The sequence below is a fragment of the Polaromonas sp. P1_G4 genome (assembly GCF_056405475.1).
Map to the genome: position 1 here is coordinate 1 of NZ_JBFUCA010000439.1, position 3,659 is coordinate 3,659.

Consider the following 3,659-nt stretch of genomic DNA (forward strand, 5'->3'; position numbering starts at 1 on the left):
GACATAAGGTGCGCGCTGGATGATGGCCGCGCCTTCCTGGCTGGCTACACAGCCGCCGACGCCGATCAGCACGCCTTTTTCTTTCAGGTGCTTGACGCGGCCCAGGTCGCTGAAGACTTTCTCCTGGGCTTTTTCGCGCACGGAGCAGGTATTGAACAGGATCAGGTCGGCCTGTTCCATGTCCTGGGTAGGCTCGTAGCCTTCGGCAGCATGGAGCACGTCGGACATCTTGTCCGAGTCGTACTCGTTCATTTGGCAGCCGAAGGTTTTAATGAAGACTTTTTTGCTCATGATGCTGGCTGATTTGCGGTTTGTCCGCGGGCTGATGGCGATTGCTATTAAATTAATAGCTGCTTGCGCCCATGTTTAAAGGGCGTCAGGCTGATTTCGCTTGAGGCTGTGGGCGTTACTGCTTGTAGGCAGGTAACTGGTCGTACGGCGTCTTGCCGTTGTCCACTGTCTTGGCAGGGGTGCCGCTGTTGAAATTGAACACCGTGTCGGTGCCGCCCGCCCGCTTTTCCTTGGCCTCTTCCGCGTTGAGGATCCAGACCTCATGGACCTCGCCGGTGTTGCTGCGCAGGTAGTTCACCACCAGCTTCTGGTTCAGGAGTGCGCCGGACAACACGAAATTGTTGTTGATGTCGCGTATGCGTGCGCCCACAGACAGCCTGTCCTGCTTGCCGTCCATGGAGATCACCGGCGGCGTCACCACCACCATTTCGCCGCGGACGGCCTTGGGAGGGAATTTCCGGATGTTGGGTTTGACAGCCTCGGCGGGATCGGTCTGGGCCAGGGCTGGCAGGCTCATCAGGCCGGCAGAAGCAGCCAGCATCATCAGGAGTGCGGCCAGGCGGGAAGTGCAGCGGTTCATGGTATGTGTCCAGAGGCTGTTAATAAATAGGAGAATAACAAAGAACAAAGCCTCAGGGGGAAGGACCCTCTGAGGCTTTGACGCATTCCTGGTGGTCGTAGGTGGACTTGAACCACCGACATCAGCATTATGAATGCTGCGCTCTAACCAACTGAGCTATACGACCGAACCCAAGATTATAACTATAAAAACACCCCCGTCCAGGCTCACTGCGTGTAGCCTGCTCCCCCCCTCAAGGGGGCGGCGCCTGGGGCCGGCGAAGCCGGACCCGCGGCCCCTACTGGTGGGGCTCACCTGTGTTTAAAAACCGGTTTTCGTTTGTTGACGAAGGCGTCCATGCCTTCTTTTTGGTCTTCGGTGGAAAACAGCGAATGGAACAGGCGCCTTTCGAACATCACGCCGTCGCTGAGGCCGCTTTCAAATGCCCGGTTGAGGGCTTCCTTGGCGGCCATGACGCTGGTCTGGCCGTAGCTGCAGATCATCAGCGCGGCGCCCAGGGCTTCGTCCATGAGCTTTTCCAGCGGCACCACACGGCTGACCAGGCCTGAACGCTCTGCCTCCTGGGCATCCATCATGCGGCCCGTCAGGGTCATGTCCATGGCTTTGGCCTTGCCCACGGCACGGGGCAGGCGCTGCGTGCCGCCAGCACCGGGAATGATGCCCAGCTTGATTTCAGGCTGGCCGAACTTTGCGTTGTCGGCAGCAATGATGAAGTCGCACATCATTGCGAGCTCGCAGCCGCCGCCCAGCGCAAAGCCGCTGACGGCAGCAATCACCGGCTTGCGGATGCTGTGGATTTGCTCCCAGTTGCGGGTGATGTAATCGTTGTTGTAAACGTCGGCAAAACTGTAGGTGGCCATGGCGCCGATGTCGGCGCCTGCGGCAAAGGCCTTTTCGCTGCCGGTCAGGATGATGCAGCCGACGGTGTCATCAGCATCAAACGCCTTGAGCGCCCGGCCCAGTTCGTCCATGAGCTGGTCGTTCAGGGCATTGAGTTGCTTGGGCCGGTTCAGCGTGACGATACCCACCTTGCGGCTGTCCGGGCCTTCGGTGCGGGTTTCAATGGTTTCGTAGGTCGTGGAAGACATGAAATAGGTCCTTTGGCTGAAAATGCGTCCGGCAATGATGCCACGGGCTCATGGCTGCCAATGGCTTGCCGCAATGCTAGATTCGGGAACAGGAGACTGCTGCCATGACTGCTTCCCATACCGGCTCCGCTGCCGATCCCACCGTTCTGTATGCCATCGATGGTGCTGTGGGCATCCTCACGCTCAACCGCCCCCAGGCCCTGAACAGCTTTACCCGGCAGATGCGCGAAGGCGCCACGCGCACGCTGCATCAGCAACTCGATGCGGAACGCGACATGCAGGCGGCCCTGGGACGCAGCCACGATTACATGGAAGGCGTGACGGCTTTTCTTGAAAAGCATCCCGCGGTATTCAAGGGCGAATGACCTTCCGAAGAGGTGAGTCGCGCCAGGCCGGGTCAGGTTTTCTGGCCGAGCCATTGGTCCATCAGCGCGGCATCCCGCACCGCCAGGCGCCAGGTGGTCAGCGCGGGCGGCATGGGCAGCTCCAGCCGCAGCAGGCGTTTGTCGCGTGCGACCAGGGCAATGACTTTTTTGGCCGTGCCTGCGTAGTGCAGCAGGTCATCGAGCCGGTTCATGCGCCAACCGCCCTCCGGCTCCCGTGCGCCTGTGGCAATGGGTTCCACCGCCAGCCATTCATCTCCCGCCGCAAACCCGGCATGCTCGGCAACGCCGCCGCGCAGCACGGTCTTGACCTGCACCACGCCCTGGTTTTCGCTGGCGCGTAATCCCAGCCGCTGAGCCAGTTGCGCAGGTTCTTCGGCGACTGTCACGCCATGCTGTTCCAGCAAGGCCTTGAGCGGAAGTTCTTCGCGTCCGTGCACCCATTGGGCCAGCTCGGTGGCAAACGGGCGGTGTCCTGCGGCTGCAAGCTCCTCTGCAAAATCTGTCTCGCGCAGGGGGCCGGCTTTGCAGCGTTGCCAGAGTGCGCGCATCACGTTGTCCAGTGTCGCGCCCCCGGCAGCTCCGCCTTCTGCCCGAAGCGTCAGATCAAAACACAGCGCCACCAGCGCTCCCTTGGTGTAGTAGCTCACGGTGGCGTTGGGCGTATTTTCATCCTGCCGGTAATACTTCACCCAGGCATCGAAGCTCGCCTGGGCGACGGATTGAACCAGCCGGCCCGGGGTCTGCATGACCTGGTTGATGGTCTTGTTGAGCAGCTTGAGGTAGCCGGCGTTGTCCAGCAGGCCGGCGCGGCGCAGCAACAGGTCGTCGTAGTAACTGGTGAAGCCCTCGAAAAACCACAACAGCCCGGTGTAATTCTCGGCGCCGTAGTCGTAGTGTTCAAACTCCGCGGGACGCAGCCGCTTGACATTCCATGTATGGAAATATTCGTGGCTGATGAGGCCGCGCAGCGTGGTGTAGCCTTCTGCCGTGCGGGATTCACCCAGGCGCGGCAAGTCCTTCCGGTTGCAGATCAGTGCAGTCGAGTTGCGGTGCTCGAGTCCGCCGTAGCCTTCGTCCACCGCGTTCAGCATGAAGAGGTAACTCTTGAAGGGAGGCTTTTTCGCACCATGCCAGAAACGGATCTCCGTTTCGCAAATCTTCTGGGTGTCCGCCAGCAGCCTTGCGCCGTCGAAGCTCGGGGCCGCGCCCGCGACCACCATGCGGTGCGGCACGCCGCGCGCCGTAAAAGTACCGCTCCAGAAAGCGCCCATTTCCACGGGGCAGTCCACCAGTTCGTCGTAATCGGCCGCCAGG

Annotated in this window: 4 protein-coding genes, 1 tRNA gene and 1 pseudogene; 1 reads left to right on the top strand and 5 read right to left on the bottom strand. The window is 60.8% G+C overall.

Annotated elements, in window-relative coordinates:
- The 4 genes and pseudogenes from AC1D1X_RS18240 to AC1D1X_RS18255 form a co-directional block, all read right to left on the bottom strand.
- A pseudogene (locus AC1D1X_RS18240) lies at nucleotides 1-291 on the bottom strand (tRNA (N6-isopentenyl adenosine(37)-C2)-methylthiotransferase MiaB); the annotation flags it as partial.
- A gap of 115 nt (nucleotides 292-406) precedes the next feature.
- The gene (locus AC1D1X_RS18245) at nucleotides 407-871 is read right to left on the bottom strand and encodes a hypothetical protein (protein WP_477668357.1); all 465 of its coding nucleotides are present in this window, start codon (nucleotides 869-871) and stop codon (nucleotides 407-409) included.
- Between the two features lie 89 nt (nucleotides 872-960).
- Nucleotides 961-1,037 (bottom strand) — tRNA-Met (locus AC1D1X_RS18250).
- 124 nt (nucleotides 1,038-1,161) lie between these two features.
- Nucleotides 1,162-1,959: an enoyl-CoA hydratase gene (locus AC1D1X_RS18255; RefSeq protein WP_477668356.1), complete on the bottom strand. Its 798-nt coding sequence runs from the start codon at nucleotides 1,957-1,959 to the stop codon at nucleotides 1,162-1,164.
- A 104-nt stretch (nucleotides 1,960-2,063) separates the two neighbouring features.
- Between AC1D1X_RS18255 and AC1D1X_RS18260 the strand changes: the two genes are divergently transcribed.
- Nucleotides 2,064-2,324 carry an enoyl-CoA hydratase-related protein gene (locus AC1D1X_RS18260; protein ID WP_477668355.1) on the top strand — a complete coding sequence of 87 codons (261 nt, stop codon included), beginning with the start codon at nucleotides 2,064-2,066 and terminating at the stop codon, nucleotides 2,322-2,324.
- Between the two features lie 32 nt (nucleotides 2,325-2,356).
- On the opposite strand, the gene AC1D1X_RS18265 is transcribed toward AC1D1X_RS18260, so the two are convergent.
- Nucleotides 2,357-3,659 (bottom strand): M61 family metallopeptidase (locus AC1D1X_RS18265; RefSeq protein ID WP_477698827.1); only part of this gene is annotated, 1,303 nt, incomplete at its 5' end.